A 21,433-nucleotide genomic window follows, 5' to 3' on the forward strand; every position below is an offset into this window, starting at 1 on the left:
TCTCACGGGCATGATTTAAGATTTTTGTTTTATGTGCAATATCTCGTTTAGCTTTAATGTTCATCATATCTGACCTCCGGCTACAATTAGAAAAAACTAATTGTCAACCGAAGTCCAGACTTTCATACCTAATAAATTTGCGTTGGCATCTTCAAAGGTGGCCGTATAGGTCACGTTGTTACCGACTATTTCACGCAGTTTTACAGGAACGATGTCACCACGCACTCTAGCTGTTTGGCTATTTGGGGTAACGGTGAGTGTGACCGTTTTGTCGAGTTTTACGCCATCAACATAGATGCTAATGTTTGTTTTACCTGCTTTAATGCCGCTGAGTTCCGCATAGTAGGCACCTACGGTTGTTTGGCTTTCAGTAAACAGAGGCGTTTTGTTTAAACCAAGGTCGGTCGAATAACTTAAGGTGATTTTTTTACTAAGTCCCCACAAGGAATTACCCGTATCATCTTTTAGGTTAACTATAATGCCTGTTTTACCTACTGCTACGCTGATAGATGGCGTTGTCACATTGGCAGTCGAGGCACTGGGAGATACTTTTCCTGCTAAGAAGGTAATTTCATTCGCAGTTTCTTTCGTCGAGGTACCTAAAATAGCACTGACTTTACCTCTCCCCGCAACTGAACTGGTTAAAGTAACTTGTGCAATACCGCGATAATCAGTATGACTAATTAATTGGTTTAATTCGCCAATTTCTGTTTTCCAGCCTACAGGGACATTGGCCGCTGCGTTACCAGAAGCATCAATAACGGTGGCTTGTACCGTAATTTGCGCTACACCGTTAGCCAATACTGCGGTTTGACTTGAAATTGCAACATGGTCAATAGTTGAAGTGCTATTATCAGCAATTAAACCAATGTTTATTTTCTTGGTGATGGCATCTGAAATCGCAGTTAATTCGAACGTCCCTGCATGGGTACCACTGATTTTAGCTTGATAAACTCCCTTATTTGTTGCCAGTTCTCGGACATCCGAAATAATGATGGTGCTATTATTGCTATCCCATTGCACTGTTTTACCCGTTACAGGGTTATCCCATTGGTCTTTTAGCGCAAAGGTGGCTGTCGCTTGTGCCAATCCGTTGGCGACAATGGTTTGAGGTTTTATTGTCAAAATACTATTTTGCGTTTTCGCCGCATCGGCAATAAATTCAATGGTTACATCTTCTGTCGTGTTATTCAGTAATTGAGCGGTTACCTTGGTGTTGCCAGAAGTATAGCCTGATAGTTCAACCTGTGCCTGACCTAGACTATTAGTTTGTGTCGTGTTGGTACTCAGTTGATTATGGTTACTTAGCCAAGTCACGGGAGTATTAGCTAATGGGTTATTTTGTCCATCTTTAACTGTTGCTGTTAAGCGTACTTTCTTTGCATTTGCATTAATTTGAACATTTTTTTGTGATGCGGTGATAGTAATAGACGCGGTTGTATTATCTGCAATTGCTTTGAGCGTTGCCGATTTTGTTGGTGAGTGATTAGCAATTTGAGCTGATAAAATCATGTCACCTGCTTTTGCGGTATTCACTTCGGCTTTCACATAACCTTTTGTATTTGTTTTAAACAGCGGAGTGAGTGCTGTGAGAGTGTCATCTTTTCCCCTATTACTAGTGAGTGTAACGGCAATATTTTCTAAAGGATTGCCATAGTTATCAGTAATCAGTGTCTCAATAATTGCTGTATCTGTTTGGTTAGCAATCAGTGTCGACTTATTAATATTAAAAGTAGTAATTTGTGCTTGTGCTGAATCCGCAACAAAAGTAATGCGAGATGCAGGTAGGCTATGATTATTGGTGGTTGCAGTAATAACCGTTGGCTTCGCTTTTGTGCTGGTCACCATGACGGTGGTGATACCTTTATCATCAGTCTTGCTAGTTCCCTGACTGAACACGACTTCAGCAACATCTGATGACCAGTTAATATCGGTATTCATTATTGGGTTTTGATTCGCATCGACCACTTTGGCAGTATAAGCCACCGTGGTCTTTCCATCTGCTAAGTATTGATTTTTGACTTCGGGTGTCACGCTATCAATCTTAGCTGTTTGGTGGTTGGCAACAAAACTAATGGTTTTGTCAAAACGATTACCACCAACAGTAACTGTAACAGTGGTATTGCCAGTTTTCGTACTAGTCAGTTGCGTTTTAGCAACCCCGTTAGCGTCTGTTATCACTTTAGAAGCGACTAACTTACCTTGGGTGGTGGCAAATGTAACCTCAATATTAGGCACTTTATTTCCGTGTGCATCGGTGACTGTCACTTCAATGGGATTTGGTGTGGAGCCATCCGCAATAGATGAGGAGTGACTAATCATCAGGTCGGTGGGTTTAATGGTTACCGTGCTTTTGTCTGGCACAAATTGCACTGTGATATCTTGTGGCGTTACCCCATTAGCAGTTGCCGTAACGAGCACTTTTCCAGCAAAAGTACTTTCAATAATGGTGTTCGCAAACCCATTTTGGTCGGTTATGGTGGTTTCCGTTAATGAGACCCCGTTTGCACCTTTGTCAGACTGCCATTTTACTTCAGTATTGGCTAGCGGATTATTATTCGCATCGACCAGTTGAACTTTAACTTCAATAGGTTGCTTACCATTAGCCACTGGTGATTGGCTCGTACTGAGTATCGGTGGAGTCATTTGTGGCGTGGTTTTATCACTAATAAACTCAATCGTTTGAGTGGTGTTTTTACCATCGACGGTGACGGTGACGGTGGCATTCCCGGCGGAGGTACTGGTGATCTCCGTTTTAGCGACCCCGTGACTGTCAGTTTTCACGGTATTTGCCGTTAATTGGCCTTTGTCGGTACTAAATTGCACTTCGACATTAGGCACAGGGTTGCCGTGGGCATCGGTGACGGTAATTTCAATGGGATTAGGGGTTTTGCCGTTCGCCACAGTTTGCGGGTTGGCCACGTGAATATTATTCGGTGTTACCGCGCTGGTGGTTTTGTCGCTAATAAACTCAATCGTTTGAGTGGTGTTTTTACCATCGACGGTGACCGTGATGGTGGCATTCCCCGCGGAGGTACTGGTGATCTCCGTTTTAGCGACCCCGTGACTGTCGGTTTTTACGGTATTTGCCGTTAATTGACCTTTGTCGGTACTAAATTGCACTTCGACATTAGGCACAGGATTGCCGTGGGCATCGGTGACGGTAATTTCAATGGGGTTTGGGGTTTTGCCATTGGCCACAGTTGTTGTTTGAGCAATTTGAATATTGTTTGGCTCTACAGAACTGGTTGTTTTGTCTGGGATGAAATTCAGAGTGATATCTTGTGGCGCTGCTCCATTAGCGGTTGCCGTAATGTGAATTTTCCCTGCGAAGGTGCTTTCAACGATAGTGGTTGCAAAACCATTTTGATCGGTTGTGGAGGTTGCTATTAATGAGACCTCGCTGGCACTTTTGTCCGATTGCCATTTCACTTCAGTATTGGGGAGTGGGTTATTATTCGCATCGACCAGTTGCACTTTGACTTCAATAGGTTGCTTACCATTGGCCACTTGAGGCTGAGTCGTGTTAAGTGTTGGTGGTGTAAGTTGAAGAGTTGATTGATCAGCAACAATTGTTATTTGTATAGGTGATAATCGTGTATTACGTATGATTGGCGTAAGGTTAAAGGATTCTGATTGATGACTGGCACTTAAAATAGCGGTGTATTTTCCTGATGCTACACGATTAAATGTACTAATTTCTGCTGGTTTCCCCTTACTCATTTTTTTGTTTGATAGGGTTTTAGGCGCTCGTGCTCTGGTAATGGTAGTAGAACGTTTAGTTCGTTTAATGAGTGGTGTTTTCTCCAAACGTATTTCATTGGAAGAAATATCAATTGGATTACCCTGCTTATCTTTTACTAATAGTGTTAATGTTTGCTTTGATTTACCATTAGCCACTAATGTGATATTGGTTGGGCTAAGGGTGGTTGTAGAGATATCAATTTTTGGCTGATTAACAATAAGTTGTAAAGTGGCATTTGGTGATACATTATTTTTTTTATCAACGGCTACAGCGTTGATGAAATATTGATTGATAGCTTTAGCACCAAATTTATACTCGGGCATTATGATGCTGTATTTGCCATTTTTCTCATCAATAATTTGACCGCCAGCTGCAACGACTTGAGGGGCTGACCATTTAATATGGTCGAAACCATATTTACTACTAACATTGAAAGGTAGAGGTTTTTTTTCACCTGCAAAACCAGTGATAACATCAGTGAATGACAAGTGAATAACATCACTTTTTTGATATTGAAGAATGATATTGTTATTTCGGTTAACAAAATCGTAGCGACTGCCAACTAATGAACGAAGTTTACTTACAGCTTCTGAGTCAACATGTTGTTTCCATGTTTTTCCTAAGTAATAGCTAATATTGAGGGTAAAACGCGAATCTTGCTGATTAGACTTTCCTTGTCGGTGTTCTGCTGACAGTGTTAATAATGGGAATGGGGTGTAGTTGATACCCGCTGTTATAGCCTGAGGGTTACGCTGCAAATTACTGCTATTAAACAATGCAACCTGATCACCATAATATTGCTCATAGATGAGTTTACTGCCTAAATGAGGGTAGCTAGGTAACCAACCTTCAGCGCGGATATCCCAACCATGAGCTGGGCGCTCTGTATAATCAGCCAAATCTTGGGAGCTTTTCCAGTGTGTCAATGGGTGATAGCTGTTTGCAGAAATTTTTAAATAGTTACGGCGATATTCGGCACCTAAACCTAGACGGGTATGACCACGAGAAATGTCATAATCAAAAAAAGTATTTCCACCCAACATTTGTTGATCGCCAAACCAGCGAATGCCAATACCAAGGTTTGTCTGTAGTCGGTCATCCGAACGGTGCAGGCTACCTTGCGTGAAAATTAACTTTTCTTTTGTTTCATAAATTGGATGTAATAAATCGAGCTGAGAGTTACTGAGTGAAAAATCTTCGTCTGCTTCGAGGCGAATTTCAGCTTTACCAGTTCGATTTAGCCATTGTTGAATAGAATCACTTGCCGTTGACATCACCATATTGCGAGCTAACTTTTCTGCCGAATCTACACTGGGTTTATTTGATAGAAATTGACCTGCTTGTGAAGTGAATTGGGCGAGTTTCATTTCTTCGGGGGGGGATGTTACAGTCTGTTGGGGGTGTTTTTTATCATCCCATTGAATTGTCGGGAGAGGAGCCATTGGGATATCTAATTCATCACCCGATTTTAATTGCTCAAATGGACGGGCGAAGGTACGAAACTGATTTAATTTCCGTAGTGAATCAACGGACATATTATATTGTTTAGCTACGGTCGTTATACTTTCCCCTTTTTTTAAAATATAAGGCTGGGTTTGACGATAGTTTAGAAGCGCTGTGCTTGATAACAACTTATGATTATAGTTATTTGAACTACTTGCCATAATGGGGGTGAAAGTACACGCTAATGGAAAACTAATTTGGGTAATAATATTTAGCCAAGTTATGAGTTTATAATGTTGGGGAACAGGTTCTCGTGATCCGGTTTTCATCAAATAGCTCCGAATAGAATAGATAAATTAAGAATTTGTTTGTGGTATATTTCAATGAAAATATCTAGCTCCATCCTTGGGGCTAATTTAAACACATTTAAGTGATAATTGATTTATTTTATGGTTTTATTTTTACAGTTATTTAATTAATGATATTTTAATTTTTATAAATTAGTCAAAATATTCAAATTGAAATTTTGTTGATGTGATTATTTTATTGATACCACTGAGAGTATGATTTTTTCTGATACATTCCTAGGTAATTCTGTTATTTTGTTGCTCATCATGATTAATTCACCATTTTTTTCAATTCGGATGCTAATGCCTAATTTTATTCGGTTGTTAATAGTTTTCTCAATCAAATTGATTTTGAATTTTATTTTTTTATTCGCTTCTTTGGTGTGCAGCTGATAGTTTAATAAATTATTCTCTGGTGATGTCAATGTATTTATTGGACTGATAGATAGAGTGATTTCTGAATTTTCAGGAATGATAGATTGTGAGAAAATTTCCCCTTGTAATTGATTGGTTGTGTTCCCTAAAATATTTTTAGGGAAATAACTACAGCCTAATAATGCGCTAATGAACAAAATAGGGAATAAAAATTTACATATTTCACTTAGTGTTTTAATGATTAACATATAAATAACTCAACTTATTATAATGAACGCGCAAAAACTTTCTGTAAAAAGCATTTAACATAAGAATATAATGTGTTTCGCGGGTTATATTTTGATAAAATAGGCATTTCTGACTTTTCTCCTGTATATAAAATTCCAATTCTAGGTAAGGTCATGATCAAATTTTCATCTAATTCAACTTTTTTAAAAGATTGACGCAGCTGCCTAACCAGCTTGTAATAGCTACTTTCAGTTACAATTGTTCCTCTCTTTTCCCAAATTTCATACATGATTTCTCTTTTGTTACTTGTTTTAGTTAATAAAATTTTCAATAAACAGGATTCATTTTCTGTAAGACTCGTTGATAATTTTCCTCGAGAGAGGGTTCTTTTTAGTGGGTCATAAACGACTTTTTCTGATAATAAGATCGTTGGCGCGATTTCGTTGTCATCAAAGTGACTCATAGTTTTTCCCATAAATGATAAATTGATAATAAGTGATATCTATCCTAACTGGCGATAATATATGCATCAATATAAAAAAATGACATTCCAGAGTAAATTAAAAAAATTAAGTCGTTTTTTTATATTAAGATAAAATATAATGAGGATATGAATTTAAAACATTTTTGGTGTGAATTGATATCAAAAATACGTTTGTATTTTTTATTTTGTGAATAGTCAGTTGAAGATTTTTATCAAAATAATGATAGTAAATTATTAATAATTGTCAAAATGCCCATTTTAATTCAAATGGGCACTTATCCATTTAAATGTCTACCATGTCATCGTCATCATCAGATTCTAACTTTATCTGCCCAATATTACGATTGAACTGTGCTGATAACGGACTACTCATTAGACTGATGGACATGTAGCGCTTTAGCGTTTTATTAAATTGCTCATTGAGTGAGTGGGCATTTTCATCTGTTCGTTGTTTTAATGCTTGTAAAGTTCCTGCAATAAAATTCTCTTTTTCTTTTTTATTTAAATGGGTCATGGTTTTAAAAAAATAGGCAAAAAACGCTTTTTCATTGTTTTTTTGTTCTAGTTGACTAATAAAATTATCAATGTTCATTTTTTCCTCTGGCGAAATTTTCAGCCGTATTCGCTGTTTTTCCTCTGAAGCTAAAGAAGTTAGAGATAGAGAGGCTAATGCCATTTTCTGTTGCATGGTTTGTTTCGTTGATAAGGCTGAATTTGATGTCATTGATGGAGCGAGGGTCGAAAGATTATTGATCGGTAGGTTCATATTCATCTCGATGAGTAGTGAGTAATTCGGTGAGTTTTTGATAGTTAGCTTTACGTTTTTCTAAGAGTTGGCAGCGACTGGCAACTGAAAAAATTTGCGGAAAAATATTCTTTGTGGCGACCTTTGGTGAGAAATAAAAAATTTCATTATTGAATTCTAATGCGATAGTATCATTAGTTGTATCAGCTTGAGTTTTAAGATCAGGATATAGAGTGCTTAAAATCTGTTGCATATTAGCTGGTAAGTATATTTGGCTGTGACTCAGTTTTTCTTGTTGAAGAACAAAGTGGTGCGCAACAATTTCTTTTATTCTGTCATCACTAAAGAATCTAATAAGCAATTTTTCGAGAAGTTCTACACTTTTCTTAACTTGTTTTTGAAAAGCTTTTTCATTTTCGTCTATGCCCATTAAAAAATCTGCTAACAACTGTTTTGCACCATCATTATAGCCTTGCTGGTAAGCCGTTTGATAAATATCTTCTTGTTCAGATACCGCTTGTTGATAGATATTATTAACCTTTTTTTGGGCATACTTAATAATATTTTTTTGGTATTTTGATGCATTCAAAACACGCTGCCTGATGAGTACTTTTTCTTGTAGCGTATCTTTAATGAGGTGCGGTATTTTCATTTTTTTCGTGTCCACTGAGATAGTTGCAGGTTTTTTCGATAATATTCCAAGGCAATATTGGGTTATTGCAGTTAGGAATCCTTTTCTGAACTTGCGTATTGAACATATATTTTGCACGCTGAGTGTAGGCATGGCCGAAAGGGGCTAAACACAACAAAACTTGTGCTGCTCCAGATGCAATTAATCTTGTTTCAATATTATTATTTAATATCTTCATAGGGTTTAATGGTTGATGAAAATAATGTTGTAATCTCTCATTGTTGAGTATCTTCCCTGACATAGATACTGATTGTAAGTGTAATATCTCCCCTAAGTGAACAGCAATTATAGGTAACTTATTCCAATGAGTTGATAATATTTTAGGCAAGAAAGCGGTCTGATTATTTGGTATCAATAAGGTATATTTTTCAATAAGCTTTTGATTATGTTGCTTTTGTAATAATGGAGGTAATTGGTCGTAAATAACACCATTAAATTCGGAATGAAAATAGTGGCCAGGGGCAAGAAAAATATCTTTTTGCTCAATGAGTAATTTAGTTAGCATTTGCATTGGGAGTGTTCTCCATTACAACGTTTTTTTTGTTATTTCGATATTTCAAAAAAAATGCAAGTGCGCCAAATAATAGAATAATAACACTAATCAGCGCACCCAATATTATTGAGCTTATATTTCCTTCTTCCTGTGATTTAATTTGATGTTGTAAGGGGGGGCGATTAACAATAACGACAGAAACGTTATCGTAAGTCGTTTCTGCAAAACTATTATGTAAAAATAGTTTGATTTTATTCATTACCAACTTCGGGTCTTCACTTCCAGAATAGGTAACCAAACTAGATATTTTCTGTGCTTGCCTAACAGAGTTATTACCATTTAATGGATAGCTCACATGAACCCTTGCATTAATAACATTAGGAATAGCAAGTAATGATTGTTCAAGTCGTTGTTCAATCAATGACAGTAAACGGGTTCGCTCTGCTTGTGGTGAAGCAACGAGTGAGTCGCCAGGAAAAGCTTGAATAATTTCAACGGGGTCTTTTGATGGCAAGTTATACTGGCGTAATAAGTCGACGGCTAGTACAAAATTATCAGGAGAAACTCGCAGAGAATCTCCATTTTTATTGTCGTGTTTACGGGTCGCATCAATACCATGCTCTTGCAGTACCGCGAGAACCTCATTACTTTGTCGTTGGCTTAAATTACTGAGCAGCAATTGGTTATCGCAGCCCAGTAATAACCCAATTATACTAATTAATAACAATTTTTTTAAAATATTCATGATTATTGCGCTTTTAACACAGTATCAATAGCAGAGACACTTTTATGAGTGAGTGTGCTAATCATACTCATGGCTAAATTATAATTACCAACTTGGTTCTGAATCTCAAGTAATTGAGCTGGGTTACTAACATCTAAGTTGTTAGCTTTACTTATTAAACTTTCTTTTTCATTACCAACCGCAGCGGTATATTCGGCAAATAATTTTTTTACTTTATCCTCAAAAGAATCAATAGATATTGGTGTTGAAATATCATCAGTAATATTAGATAGGCTAGAATGTGATATTGGGGTGATCATAAAATATATCCTATAAAAATAAGAGCACCACGTTAAATAGGGTGCTTTTATTAAAATTAAACGTTACGAATAATCGCTTGAGCTGCATCCTTAATTGATTTCATTACATTACTTTGTAATTGACGAGCCATATTATAATTACCACTTAAAGCCGTAATTTTACCGAGGACTAAAGGGTTATCGACTTCAATATTAGGATTATCAATCATGCCTTTTAGTTCATCTGCGATGACCTTAGTACGAGCACTAAGGCCTGCTGAGGAGGCATACATCATGCCCCATTTGCTATTAGCCGTCGTGGTGTTATTGGTTGTTGTAGTGTTATCTTCTAAAGTGGATGTTTGCCATTCACCATTATTTAAACCAATTGCCATACTTGTATTCCTCTTATAGATTATGTTTAACGAATTTTAGAATTAAATAGCCAATGATTGTTACCTAATAAAATGTAACCATTGGTCTTTGTAATGAAAGATTTTCCAGCTAACGCATCATTTTCTAATGAAATAGAGAATTGTATCTGCCTATCTCCCCATTGTTCATAGAATGAATTTACAAATTTGATTAACGAAATCATTTGTTCATCATTTAAACTATCTTTAATCATAAAAATGGTTTTATTATGACTAATTATTTTATGCCATTTAACATTGCTTTCTATTAACCCTAGCTCTGAGGTTTTTATTAATTCATCGTTTCTTGCTATTTTAAAATCATTTCTCTTATGGCATTGAAAATAGTTAGAAAAAACTGTATTAATAAACTCCTCATCTTTTCTTGATGGCGTTTTATTTAATAATTTCACAATAGGGTTACAAGGATTATTAATGTTAACTTTTAATAAATTAGGAATAACATCTGAAATTTTATTTTCTATCTCAGCTTCAAGGTTGTGGATCTTACTAATCTTAAAATTATTACGATACTTTGATTTTAATAGGCGTTGCATACTCCAATCAAAGTCTCGCTGTGTTTCTACTAAGATAAGCGCCTCGTTTTTACTTCCTTCAGTGATAATAGCTGGGTAGTGGTTACCACTAATAACATTCTCGATGGATTGTATTTTTTTATCTTTTTCCATCTCGGAATTGTATGGAAAAAATAGAAGACTGATAAAAGTGATCACGATTAATGTTAGACCTGCCATAATTTTTGGATGATATGGCGATTTTTTAAATTTATCATCTCTTTTTTCTGCTTTAATGACGATATCTGAGGACGGTTCTTCAATTGGTGAGATAGCCCAAGGAGTATCGATATATTTCAGCGCAAAAGGGAATAAATCTTCCAGTACTATTTCATGTAGGTTAATAGGGATAATTTTGCTTTGATCTTGGGTATGAAGGTCAATGGCGATTTGGCCTTCATAAGAAATAATTGAAAACGTAAAAGATTCTTGATGACTTGGTATTGAATAAACAGTAAACCCTTCATCGGAAATATTTGTTCTATAACTATTTTCTTCACCAATAATAATGAGGTTGGAATCTAACGTTATTATTATTTCTTGATCGCACATTTCTCCACTGGCGATTTTCATAATATAAGTTCGATTGTTCATATCTGTCATGCATGTTATCTCAACAAAAATAATTTAAGTGTATTAAACAGGACAAATATCGGTCAGTCAGCTGAATAAATCTTATTCATTTGTACCTATGACTAGGTGGATAAAGTATGAAGAATTCCATTTTATTCCTTTGTATTTGGATAAAGCGTCCTGCAACCTGCTCTCAAATAAACCAATAGGTAGGGCTTATAAAATGTCAAAGAAAGACATTGCTGCATTATTAAAAGATGGAGATCTCGGATTTTCTTTGCAGGATAAATTATTTCTCGCAATTGGTTCTGTGGGGGCTGCGGCTTTTAGTTATAAATCTCCATATTCAAACTTAAATATTCAATTTGAAAAAAGCGCTATATTTATCGCTAATGATGATGTACTGGGTAATAAAGATAACCCTAACTGGGAAATCTACTCATTAGAACTATCTGAATTAATTGAAATTCTCGCTGTTGTTGATACCGCAATGAAGCAATCTTTTCTTTTAAAAAAAGATAAGCTTTATTTAAATGGAGAAATAGTTCAAGAATTTATTCCATTGGATGAAGCATTTTTTTCCGATATATCAATTAAAAATGTTGTTATCGATCTAATTATTAGGGGACAGCCTGAGTTTGAAATTTGGTGTAATACATTACGTAAATATGAGGCTTACGGAATGATGCGCTTTATTCTTTCTGCCGCGCAAAATGATAAAAATGCCAATATTAATCAGCTTTGTGCACGCTATGGCGTATCTGCTTCTTATTTTAGGCAACTTTATCGAGAAAACTTTAATAAAACAGCAAAGCGAAAAATTATGAGTGTTCGCATGGCGAATGCGATTTTGCAATTAATTGAAAGTGAAAACTCTATTTTAGATGTGGGGCTGGAAGCTGGTTATTGCTCGGCCTCACATTTCACCAATGATATTAAAAAAGAGCTGGGGCTAACCCCTTCAGAGATAAGACATCTTGGAGCAAATTTATATGAGCAGTAAAAGAAAAGGAGCAATATTTACTGCACTCCTTTTGCTGAGTGTCAATGTTCATTCGGCCCAATCTGAAATTTTTATTGCAGAACCAGTAACACAAGAAAAGAATCATGACACATTTGTGGCGAATAACATTGCTGTTGGTAAAGTTTTTGAAGCCGTCGCGGAACAATTAAACAAGCCGATTATTTTAAGCAAATTAGCCGCTCAAAAAAAAGTGACAGGTAATTTTAATCTTGCTAATGCTGATGAAATGTTCAAGGCCTTAACTCGTCGTATTGCGTTGGTATGGTATGACGATGGTGCCAGTATTTATGTTTACGATAATAGCGAAATGCGTAGTGCGATTGTACCAACCCCTCATGTTAGTAGTGGGCAGGTACTTAATTATATTCAGCGTAACGGAATTTATGATGAACGTTTTCCTGTTCGTTCTCAAGGCGCCGATAGCTTATTGTTTGTTTCGGGGCCGCCTTTATATGTGGAATTAATTAAAGCTGCCGCACTGTATTTAGATAAACAGCTTAAGCAAGAAGAACAAACTAGCAGTGAAGTCGCAGTTATTTCGTTAAAACATGCCTCCGTGACTGATCGTAGCTATTCACTACGCGGGCAAAGCACGACTGTACCTGGCATGCTAACCGTCATTAGCGCGTTATTTAAAGACAGTGGAAACATTGTTGAAGAAACCGTTAATGTTCAACCAGCAAAGCTGAATTCAATGGATGAGACGATTGATGAGTTAATGGATGCACCGGTTAGTGACAATGTTGCACCTCAAAAACATGTGATAGTGAATCGTTCAACAGGAAAAAATACGTTATCACTGGTGGCCCACCCTGATAGTAATAGTCTGATTGTAAAGGGTAGCCAAGAACAAATTCGTTATGTGAAGCAGCTAGTACAAACTTTAGATGTGCGTCGTCGCCAAGTGGAATTATCACTTTGGATTATCGATATCACTCGTTCTGAGTTAGATAACTTAGGTGTTAATTGGGAGGTGGGTACCTTTAAGGCAGGGAAAGGTGCAGTTGCGTTTAACCGCAGTACGTTACCCAATAGCCAAGATTTTCTACTACAGATAGACGCGTTAAGCAAAAAGGGAAATGGGCATATTGTATCCCGCCCTGTTTTATTGACCCAAGAAAATATCCCAGCATTATTTGATAACAACACCAGTTTTTACGCCAAGCTTCAAGGTGAGCGCATTGCAACATTGGAGCAAGTTACTTATGGCACGATGATCAGCGTAATGCCCCGTATTTCTGGAGGGCGCCAAGTTGAAATGGAAGTAAATATCGAAGATGGCGCACAAAGCCACGGGAGTGATGGTAAGGCCTCAAGTGTTGAAGGACTACCATCGATTAATCGTACCAGTATTAACACGGTTGCCCGCATTGCAAAGAACAGTAGCTTACTTATTGGTGGTTATACTCGTGAGCAATATATTGAAAATGAAAGTAAAATCCCTGGATTAGGCGATATTCCTTTTATCGGAGGTTTATTTAGTAGCTCATCAGTTAACCAACAAAAAATGGTAAGGTTATTTCTTATACAACCGCGCTTATTAGATGAAAACGAAGTTTGGGATGGTCGCCAGTTTTCGGAAAAAATGCGTATTACTCAGCGTGATAGCCAGTTGCATGGCACGGTGCAATTTCTTAAACAATATATGAGCGACTCATGGCAATAGCACCTCTAAATTATGGCAGCCGTTTTTCGGTGGGAACGCAAGATAAAAGCCGAACCTCAGCGAAAACGAATACGGATGACAGCGAAGAGGTTGCTCGTGGACAAGGGGTGATTGATAGTAGCAGCGAATATGCGTCGATGGCCATGTTAGCGGCAAGTCATATTCGACGGGGAAGTTCGCGAAAAGACCCCGAAGAAGAGTGGATGTGTTTTGCAGAACGTATTTTAGATAATCATGCGGATGAAAAAATCACTCGTCTTGAAGGCGTGCTCAATAAGCAGCTGATGACTCCCCAACAATTACGCGCGCTGTTATTGCAATTTTTCTCGGACCCCAGTGATTTATTAATGGCGCTTGCCACGCTAATTCATCGTCAAAAATTAAAAAAAGCGCAGATAGAGCAACTTGAATTACTCCATACGCAATTGCTGAGCGAAGAGAATGGGCGTAGTGCGCAGGCTGGCGCAAATGTTGCTCTACTTGCTAAAGTTTTTGCTCAAAAGCTAAAACAAAGTGCAGGAGATTTACGCAGTACTTATCGTGAGTTCATTGGCTATGATGGGCCAATTGTCTATCTGTATGAGCAGTGGGTAGAGGAAATGGAGTTTCAAGAGCGGGAAAACATGATGCGTTATTTGGCACGCGCGTTAGCCTGTGACTTGCAAGCACTACCGCTTGGCGATGTGAACATTAGCGAGTTTGGCAACTTTTTTATCCGAGTCGGTCGGTTGCGTGAATTACAATCACTCGATCATATATTTAGCCAAAAATTTTTTCAGTCAGCACTTTTTCGCCAGCAAACGGACAGTAATAAACTGCGACTAGAAAGATCACTTAGTCAAGTATTTACGAGTGGAATCCGTGGCCTAGTGAATTTTGAAGAACAACTTATTGTATTTGTGAATACCGAATTACATGTAATGCATTCAGAAATACGCGCTAGATTCTTACAATTATTATTATTGGCATTTTCAATTATTCCTATTGCAGTATTTCCTTCATTGGAAGCCCGAGATGAGCTATTAGAATACTTAAAAATACAAATGTATGAAATTGTGGCACAAGAAAACATTAAAAAATAAACAGATAGGAAATAAATAATTCCATGAAAAGCATAACTGGGTTTTTATTAAAAATCCGTCAGCGCCCTGAATTAATGGTGTTGATTATTATGGTAATGGTAATTGCGATGTTAATTATTCCACTGCCAACAATATTAGTCGATTTATTAATTGGCTTAAATATCATGATTTCAGTGCTTATTTTTATGAGTTCTTTCTATATTACCCGAGTACTTAACTTTCAGTCGTTTCCATCTATATTGTTAATCAGTACGTTATTTAGATTAGCGTTATCAATTAGTACTAGTCGCCTTATTTTATTGGAAGCGGATGCTGGTGATATTATCGCGACATTTGGTGACTTCGTTATTCAAGATAACCTTGTGGTGGGGATGGTGGTCTTTGCCATCGTGACGATTGTGCAATTTATTGTTATCACTAAAGGTTCAGAACGTATTGCCGAAGTTGCCGCCCGTTTTTCTCTTGATGCAATGCCCGGTAAACAAATGAGCATTGATGCAGACTTACGTGCTGGGGTGATAGATGAAGCAACAGTTAAAGAAAAGCGTAGTGATTTAGAGAAAGAAAGCCAGTTATTCGGTTCATTTGATGGTGCGATGAAATTTATTAAAGGGGATGCTATTGCAGGGATCGTGATTATTTTTGTCAATTTAATTGGTGGAATTTCTGTCGGTACCGCCCAACAAGGCATGGATGTATCAACGGCATTGAATACGTTTTCCTTATTGACGATAGGTGATGGTTTGGTTGCTCAAATTCCTGCTCTATTAATCTCGATAAGTGCTGGTTTTATTGTAACGCGAGTTGGTGGTAATGATAAAAATCTAGGAGAAAACATCGTCTCTGAGTTATTTGCCAACAATTTTACTCTCTTAATTACCGCATTAATTGTGTTGTTCATGGGTTTTTTACCCGGCTTCCCAACCAGTATATTTTTATTTCTTTCTACACTGTTGTTTGGATTGTTTTTCGTTCGTTATTATAAAAACCACAAGCAAAAACCACAGCAGAATCAGCACGAAACAGAAAGTGTTAACTCGGAGGTAACTGAAGGAGAAACTCAACGTGCGAATCAGGAATTTGCGCAAGAATATATACCAGAAACGTTACCAATTATTATTTCTGTTAATCAAGAATATAAATCACATTTAGAAAATCATAATTTTTTAGCAAGAATGAAGAAAGATGTTTTTATTCGCTATGGTTATCGGATACCTGATATTGCAATCAATTATTCCCCTATTGTACCTGAAAATAAAATCGTTATTTTAATCAATGAGGTCAAAGCCGGTGAATATAATATTTTCTTCTATGGTCATCGTTTATTAACGCAGACAGAAGAATTAGACCATCTTGGTATCGAGTTGACTCAGTACACCGATGAATATGGTACGACAAGCCTTTGGTTTACTGATCGAGATAAAGAAAATATTGAGCAACTTGGTCTATTCAGTCGTGATGATATAACAGAAATGATTGATTGTATTAGTGCTTTGATGCTGCGTCATATTAATGAGTTTTTTGGTATTCAAGAAACGAAAAATTTATTGGATGATCTTGATAAAAAATATCCGGAACTTTTAAAAGAATGCTATCGACATGCCACGGTACAGAAAGTCACAGAGGTGTTCCAACGCTTATTGATGGAAAAAATATCCGTGCGAAACATGAAATTAATTATTGAAAATTTAGTGCAATGGATACCAAAAGAAAAAGACAGTTTGATGTTGGTAGAACATATTCGTAGTGGAATGTCACGTTATATTTCTTCGCGATTTGCTGTTGATGGGCGCCTCAATGTATTGATGATCAATTCGGGTATTGAAGACATTATTCGGCAAGGAATACGCCAATCTTCTGGTGGTGTGTATTTACATCTTGAACCAGAAACCAGTAATCAATTAATTCAAGCGGCAGAACTGGCTTTAGAAAATAGTTATTTATCGATTAGAGATGTGAATGTACTAGTACCTGTTGATATTCGTCGATTTGTAAAAAAACTATTAGAAGGAAGATTTCCTGAATTAGAAGTGCTTTCTTTTAATGAAGTTTCAGAAACCGTGAAAGTGAATATCATTAAAACAATCTAATGTGTAGGGAGTAAAATATGAAATATCGTTTTATAGAGTCATTGAATGAATATTTAAATGCAGAGGGTCGTGACGATTTAATTAATCCACATTTAGACTGCCATTCTAATATCCAATTAGAGATGAATGACTCGCCTGCTATTAATATCGATCTTTCTTCGGATGATATTATTATTTGGTGTAGCTTAATGCCATGTAATTATAGTCGTTTAGACTCGGTAAGTAGCTTATTGTTAAAGTCGATAATTGAATATCAACCACGTAATTTTCAACCGGGTCAACCAGCGTTAAATCTGATTGATGATATTTTTATTTTGTCTGCGGTCTTAAAAGAACCTGCCTTGAATGAAATTTCATTGTTTTCAGACAGTTTCGATGAGTTTTTTGAGTGCGCGAATAAATTGCGTGCCCAACTTTCAGCCTAAATTATCCTTATAAATGATGAAAATTTTTGATATTTGTGCGCACCCAGTGCGTATTCATGGTTGTGTGATTGAGGCCCCTTTGCAAGGGGTCTTTATTGGTGAAATCTGTTTTATTGAACGCTCTATTTCACAGCCAGAGATCATGGCTAAAGCACAAGTGGTGGGTTTTAAAGAAGGCTTGACGGTATTGAGCGTAATTGGCCGAGTACAAGGTTTAACACGCGAAATTGTAATACGCCCTAGCGGTTATCCTTTTGTATTTCCTGTCAGTGAGTCTTTGGCAGGGAAAATCTTTGATGCATCAGGTGAGCAAGTTGGTCAATTAGTGGAAAGCTCAGGCGAGGAAACAGGGCTTCATCATCGATTACAACGGATTGATAATCCACCAATTAATGTAACGAAAAGGCGACCTATCAATAAACCTTTAGTTACGGGGGTTCGTGCTATTGATGGGTTACTAACCTGTGGTTTAGGGCAACGTATTGGGATTTTTGCCGCGGCGGGCAGCGGAAAAACGTCACTGATGAATATGATTATTAATCATGCTCAGGCTGACATTCATATTGTGGCTTTAATTGGAGAACGTGGTCGGGAGGTTATTGAATTTATTGAGGAGTTAAAAAATTCACCTCATGCAGCTCAGACTATTTTGGTGTATGCCACATCGGATAGCCCACCAGTTGAGCGCTGCAATGCAGCCTTATTAGCCACAACAATTGCTGAGTATTATCGCGATCTTGGCCGTAATGTTTTGTTATATGTCGACTCAATGACACGTTATGCAAGGGCATTACGGGATGTGGCATTAGCGACAGGTGAGCTACCTGCAAGGCGAGGCTATCCCGCCTCTGTTTTTGAACAACTCCCTATGTTATTAGAACGTCCAGGTCGTGTGAAGCACGGTGCTATCACCGCTTTTTATACAGTTCTGTTGGAAAGTGAAGATGAAGTCGACCCGATTGGTGATGAAATTCGTTCTATTCTCGATGGCCACATCTATCTTAGCCACAAATTGGCGGGGCGTGGACATTACCCTGCGATTGATATCTTGCAAAGTATTAGCCGTGTTTTCTCAAAAGTGACATCTCCAGCGCAGATGAAAGCTGCCGTTAAGGTGCGTGAAATGCTCGACACGCTACAACAGCTACAACTGTACTTGGATTTAGGTGAGTACAAAGAAGGTGAAAATAGTCATAACGATAGCGTGTTAAGCAAACAAGCTGAAATTGAACAGTTTCTAAAACAAGGCATGGAGGAGCCGAGTGACTTTGAAAATATGTTAAACCGACTCAACCAGCTAACGATATGAGTGTACAGAACTTATTGCTGCTAATTGAGCGCCGTTTAGATAAAACTCGCCAAGAGCTAGGGAGGCTTAATACTGTTATTTATGAGCTACAACAAAAATCGCTGAGTATAAAAGAGCGTATTCACATTTTAGTAGAGCAGGTTGTCTTATATGAAAAATCACAAGAATTAAAACCCGTTGAGTTTTGGGAACGGCAGCGTTTGAAAGCGGCGGTATTGGCTGAGATTGCGCAATTTGAATATCAAATCGATAGCATGTCGACCCAAATTGAAAAATGCCAGCAGTTAGCTGAACAGATGAAAACTCAAGTGATTGTATTACATAAAAAGTGTGAAAAATTCCAAAAATATCTCAAACAGCAGCGAGCAAAACGGTGCTTAAAATTAGAGTATCAGCAGCAACATGAAATAGAGGAGCTATTTGTTCATGTCCGCAATTAAATCTTTTTCCAATGAAAAAACAATAAGTGGTGCCATTGAGTTACCAATAGGAGGTGAATCGTCAAGACAGTACAATAGCCGGCAGATGACGACTAATAAAAATATACCTTTTTATCAGGAGGTTGCTAAAAAACTCGCTGATATTTTTGAACGAAATATAGAGGTTAAATCAGAAGGTAAGTGGATATTCATGGGGGCAACAGATGAGCCTAAACCCTTCTGTTTTACTGAATTGATGTTGCCTATATTGCAAACGCCTTCATGGAACACCACAGCGATTTCTTTTCAAGATGTTATGGAGCCTGAGACTCAAATTGAAACGCTATTGGAGCTAGGTGATGAAATAGAACTCTGTGATCAACATGAACAATCAAGGGATTATGAATTGTTCAATGATGAAGTTCCTTTACTCAATATGAGTGGCACCCCACAAGTGCCAAATAACAATATTGTTCACAAGCCTAAGCGCTTATTGATGTCATCGGTAAAAGAGGAGGGGAATTCACTTGAACTCCCTATTATTGGTCAGATTGATAATCAAACAATAGTTAATCCATTGTTGTTGAAACCAGCATCGAAAGGTGATTTTTTTGCGAACAAGCCACTAGCGGTCTTGGAGAATAAATACCATCAAGTGGACAGAGCAACATTACCTCCTAGCGTTATTAAACGATTAACAACGGGTATGCAAGAAAGTAAGCAAGTTATTGAACATTCAAATCTCATCGCTGTAGGCCAAGGGACTTGCGTAAATGTACAACCTGAAATTATCGCGGAAGTCTTGGAGACTAATAGTAAATCCTCCCCAATGGCAGCAGCGACAGGGCACGATATTACAGCGACACTGGGCTCTGTAATAACACAGGAAAGGGTTAGACAAAATCTGACGAAAAGTGAGAAAAAGCCCCCCGTTTTACAAGAGAATGAAGATATTGATATCGCTAGTATATCTCGAAGTAGTTCAGCTCCTAAGGAAATAGGAGCACAAACACTAGCTCAAACATTAGCAACAAGTGAATCATCCTCAGTGGCTTCTCAGGTTGGTAAGTGGATAGCCGTCCGCGCTGCAACTGACGATTTTCACATTAAAGAGACTTTGCCTCGAACGTTAACCTACACCTTTCATCAATGGAAAAACACACCGTCTGTGACCTTTGAATTGGCGACAAAAACAGAGTTTATTGCCACAACGCAGAGCCGTGAAGTGCAGCAAACCTTGCTGGAGAATAAACATTTACTCAGCGGTGAAAAGAATATTTATTTTCGCCAAGACCAAGAACACGGTCAGCAACATAGACAGCAGCAGGAACAGCATCAGCAAGAAGAAGATTAAGTATGTTGAAAATTCGACGAGTTGGTCCACAAGAAAGGCAACTAAAAATTTGGCAGCAACAGTATGAAGTTGATGCGGTGAACTCCTTTACTCACTCAGAGCAGCGTTATTTTAGTATGCATATACAGAATGAATTGCAGCGAGTGAACGTATTGGTTCACCTTGAAAAATGGTGTCAGCATCGTTGGCCTGAACTGGCTCATTACGCATGGGGGAGTTTGAGTGTTGATATGCTGTGCAATCTTTTTATGTTTGAGAACAAGCAACAGTATTTTTTTGAGGGGCAATTTATATGTTCATCGGTAGAAATTATTGATAGCAATGATGCTCAAGGGTTTAGGTTAGCGGCAAAAGACCCCCATCTCGGCGAGGTGCTGCTGCGCACTCCTTTTGATGGTCTAACGGTGCGTGAACCCGCTGATAACGGCATGACTAATATCATGGTATCGGCAGATTGGGTTTTAGGATATAGCCATATTCGTTTGTCATTATTACGCACATTAGCGTTAGGTGATGCGCTTTGTATTCAACAATTACAGCTACATATGTCAGTGGCTGGGCGAGTATTTGCACAGTTTCAAAAACAAGAAGAAGGCTTATTTATGATTGAGGAAATATTGTCTCCAGAAGACGGTGAAAAAAATCAATTGGTGGAAGATTATCAAGATGAAATTGAACGTCCATTTGATGTAGCAGATATGAGTATTAAATTAACGTTTGTACTGGGTCATAGTGATATTCCAGTTATAGAGCTGGCTCATATAAAACGAGGCTCAGTGTTTTCCATTGGTGAAAATAAAGAACGTGAAGTGAAAGTATATGCCAATAAGCAATTAGTAGCTGAAGGAGAGTTGATCTATTTAGGTGATGAAAGTGAATTAGGCTTAGAAATTACCCGCATAATTAGTCTTGGTGATAAAAGGGTATAG

The 21,433-nt window shown here is 37.6% G+C and carries 19 protein-coding genes; 9 read left to right on the forward strand and 10 right to left on the reverse strand.

Annotated features, from left to right (window positions below; translation table 11 throughout):
• Positions 1–96 precede the first annotated feature (96 nt).
• The 10 genes from ACLPIE_RS15790 to ACLPIE_RS15835 all read right to left on the reverse strand — a co-directional run bounded on the left by ACLPIE_RS15790 (position 97) and on the right by ACLPIE_RS15835 (position 11,165).
• Positions 97–5,517, reverse strand: coding sequence for an Ig-like domain-containing protein (locus ACLPIE_RS15790; protein ID WP_430262656.1), 5,421 nt, complete (start codon positions 5,515–5,517; stop codon positions 97–99).
• A gap of 209 nt (positions 5,518–5,726) precedes the next feature.
• Entirely contained in the window at positions 5,727–6,158 is a 432-nt protein-coding gene (locus tag ACLPIE_RS15795; RefSeq protein ID WP_430262657.1) for a YbaY family lipoprotein, read from the reverse strand.
• Between the two features lie 17 nt (positions 6,159–6,175).
• Positions 6,176–6,601 carry a winged helix-turn-helix domain-containing protein gene (locus ACLPIE_RS15800; protein ID WP_430262659.1) on the reverse strand — a complete coding sequence of 142 codons (426 nt, stop codon included), beginning with the start codon at positions 6,599–6,601 and terminating at the stop codon, positions 6,176–6,178.
• 304 nt (positions 6,602–6,905) lie between these two features.
• Entirely contained in the window at positions 6,906–7,388 is a 483-nt protein-coding gene (locus ACLPIE_RS15805; protein ID WP_430262661.1) for a hypothetical protein, read from the reverse strand.
• Positions 7,369–8,019: a hypothetical protein gene (locus ACLPIE_RS15810; protein ID WP_430262662.1), complete on the reverse strand. Its 651-nt coding sequence runs from the start codon at positions 8,017–8,019 to the stop codon at positions 7,369–7,371. Before ACLPIE_RS15810 ends, ACLPIE_RS15805 begins: the two co-directional genes overlap by 20 nt.
• Entirely contained in the window at positions 7,997–8,569 is a 573-nt protein-coding gene (locus ACLPIE_RS15815; protein WP_430262664.1) for a hypothetical protein, read from the reverse strand. The genes ACLPIE_RS15810 and ACLPIE_RS15815 overlap by 23 nt, the downstream gene beginning before the upstream one ends.
• On the reverse strand, positions 8,553–9,296 hold the full coding sequence (sctJ, locus tag ACLPIE_RS15820; RefSeq protein ID WP_430262666.1) for a type III secretion system inner membrane ring lipoprotein SctJ: 744 nt from the start codon (positions 9,294–9,296) through the stop codon (positions 8,553–8,555). The genes ACLPIE_RS15815 and sctJ overlap by 17 nt, the downstream gene beginning before the upstream one ends.
• Before the next feature lie 2 nt (positions 9,297–9,298).
• Positions 9,299–9,595: a type III secretion system inner rod subunit SctI gene (gene sctI, locus ACLPIE_RS15825; protein ID WP_430262668.1), complete on the reverse strand. Its 297-nt coding sequence runs from the start codon at positions 9,593–9,595 to the stop codon at positions 9,299–9,301.
• 56 nt (positions 9,596–9,651) lie between these two features.
• Positions 9,652–9,969, reverse strand: a complete 318-nt coding sequence (locus tag ACLPIE_RS15830) for a type III secretion apparatus needle protein (RefSeq protein WP_430262669.1) — start codon at positions 9,967–9,969, stop codon at positions 9,652–9,654.
• 26 nt (positions 9,970–9,995) lie between these two features.
• Positions 9,996–11,165, reverse strand: coding sequence for a PrgH/EprH family type III secretion apparatus protein (locus ACLPIE_RS15835; protein WP_430262671.1), 1,170 nt, complete (start codon positions 11,163–11,165; stop codon positions 9,996–9,998).
• 193 nt (positions 11,166–11,358) lie between these two features.
• Between ACLPIE_RS15835 and ACLPIE_RS15840 the strand changes: the two genes are divergently transcribed.
• Genes ACLPIE_RS15840 through ACLPIE_RS15880 form a run of 9 tightly spaced genes read left to right on the forward strand, consistent with a single transcriptional unit; the run spans position 11,359 to position 21,433 of the window.
• Positions 11,359–12,138: a helix-turn-helix domain-containing protein gene (locus tag ACLPIE_RS15840; RefSeq protein ID WP_430262673.1), complete on the forward strand. Its 780-nt coding sequence runs from the start codon at positions 11,359–11,361 to the stop codon at positions 12,136–12,138.
• Positions 12,128–13,825: a type III secretion system outer membrane ring subunit SctC gene (sctC, locus tag ACLPIE_RS15845; RefSeq protein WP_430262674.1), complete on the forward strand. Its 1,698-nt coding sequence runs from the start codon at positions 12,128–12,130 to the stop codon at positions 13,823–13,825. The genes ACLPIE_RS15840 and sctC overlap by 11 nt, the downstream gene beginning before the upstream one ends.
• On the forward strand, positions 13,816–14,907 hold the full coding sequence (gene sctW / locus ACLPIE_RS15850; protein WP_430262675.1) for a type III secretion system gatekeeper subunit SctW: 1,092 nt from the start codon (positions 13,816–13,818) through the stop codon (positions 14,905–14,907). The genes sctC and sctW overlap by 10 nt, the downstream gene beginning before the upstream one ends.
• 23 nt (positions 14,908–14,930) lie before the next feature.
• Positions 14,931–16,997, forward strand: a complete 2,067-nt coding sequence (locus ACLPIE_RS15855) for an EscV/YscV/HrcV family type III secretion system export apparatus protein (protein WP_430262676.1) — start codon at positions 14,931–14,933, stop codon at positions 16,995–16,997.
• 17 nt (positions 16,998–17,014) lie between these two features.
• The gene (locus ACLPIE_RS15860) at positions 17,015–17,422 is read left to right on the forward strand and encodes an InvB/SpaK family type III secretion system chaperone (protein WP_430262677.1); all 408 of its coding nucleotides are present in this window, start codon (positions 17,015–17,017) and stop codon (positions 17,420–17,422) included.
• A 16-nt stretch (positions 17,423–17,438) separates the two neighbouring features.
• Entirely contained in the window at positions 17,439–18,731 is a 1,293-nt protein-coding gene (sctN, locus tag ACLPIE_RS15865) for a type III secretion system ATPase SctN (RefSeq protein ID WP_430262766.1), read from the forward strand.
• Entirely contained in the window at positions 18,728–19,171 is a 444-nt protein-coding gene (locus ACLPIE_RS15870; RefSeq protein ID WP_430262678.1) for a hypothetical protein, read from the forward strand. Before sctN ends, ACLPIE_RS15870 begins: the two co-directional genes overlap by 4 nt.
• Positions 19,158–20,504, forward strand: a complete 1,347-nt coding sequence (locus tag ACLPIE_RS15875; protein ID WP_430262679.1) for a SpaN/EivJ family type III secretion system needle length determinant — start codon at positions 19,158–19,160, stop codon at positions 20,502–20,504. The genes ACLPIE_RS15870 and ACLPIE_RS15875 overlap by 14 nt, the downstream gene beginning before the upstream one ends.
• Positions 20,505–20,506: 2 nt before the next feature.
• The gene (locus tag ACLPIE_RS15880; RefSeq protein WP_430262680.1) at positions 20,507–21,433 is read left to right on the forward strand and encodes a FliM/FliN family flagellar motor switch protein; all 927 of its coding nucleotides are present in this window, start codon (positions 20,507–20,509) and stop codon (positions 21,431–21,433) included.

The sequence above is a fragment of the Providencia sp. Me31A genome (genome assembly GCF_050487165.1).
Lineage (GTDB): Bacteria > Pseudomonadota > Gammaproteobacteria > Enterobacterales > Enterobacteriaceae > Providencia.